This window comes from Myroides sp. LoEW2-1 (assembly GCF_009767705.1).
Lineage (GTDB): Bacteria > Bacteroidota > Bacteroidia > Flavobacteriales > Flavobacteriaceae > Flavobacterium > Flavobacterium album_A.
Genome location: NZ_WSPP01000364.1, coordinates 1 through 858, shown reverse-complemented (window position 1 = coordinate 858; position 858 = coordinate 1). Strand labels below are relative to the sequence as shown.

Annotated in this window: 2 protein-coding genes; both read left to right on the top strand. The window is 32.5% G+C overall.

The window, feature by feature from the left end; genetic code table 11:
• A partial coding sequence (locus GOQ24_RS16020; protein WP_160340154.1) for a hypothetical protein occupies positions 1-213 on the top strand: 213 nt, incomplete at its 5' end.
• Between the two features lie 21 nt (positions 214-234).
• Positions 235-726 carry a Cys-tRNA(Pro) deacylase gene (gene ybaK / locus GOQ24_RS16015; RefSeq protein ID WP_155091803.1) on the top strand — a complete coding sequence of 164 codons (492 nt, stop codon included), beginning with the start codon at positions 235-237 and terminating at the stop codon, positions 724-726.
• Positions 727-858: the final 132 nt, after the last annotated feature.

The window sequence follows — 858 nt, the reverse complement described above, 5'->3', positions numbered from 1 at the left end:
ACAAATGAGTTTGTTGTTTTGGTTACAGTAGATATAGATCCAAAATATACTATTAGTAACTTAGAGCAGTTTTACAGCAGTTTGCCAAAGAGTTTTAAGCCATTTTTTAAAAAGTCTGTAGGTTCAACACTGCGAGTATATTGTGTGTGTGACAATGAAGATGATTTCATGTTCTGTTTAAGACAAACTGGTTATAAAACTACTTTATTGTAGTTTTGTAACCAAAGTATTATTATGAGTAAAAAAGAAGTAAAAGGACAAAAGACAAATGCGCTTCGGATATTAGACAGTAAGAAGATACATTATGATGTTTGCGAATACGATGTTTCAGATGGCTTGATAGATGGTATCTCTGTATGCGAAAAATTAGGTCTCTCTCCTCATGAGTCATATAAAACTTTAGTAGCGAGTGGTAAGGGAAATACTTTTTATGTGTTTGTCGTGCCGATTGAAGCTGAGTTAGATTTAAAGAAAGCTGCTGCACTCTGTGGAGAGAAGAAGATTGAATTAGTTGCAGTAAAAGATATATTGAACATTACGGGATACATTAGAGGAGGGTGTTCTCCTATTGGGATGAAAAAAAATTATGCCACATTTGTAGATGAGCAGGTAAAGGACTTAGAGAAAGTATATGTCAGTGGCGGTCGAAAAGGACTGACAATTGGAATAGATCCAATGCTGTTAGTAAAAGAAGTAGAGGCTCAATTAGGAGATTTGAGTAAGTAAATAGCGTATTATATAAAGTACAAAAAGCCATAGGAATTAACCTATGGCTTTTTTTGTGGTGTTTTTTCATTTTCAATATTGTATTTTTTACTTATTATGTAATAATTAACTTTTTTTAAGCCTTTTTTTATG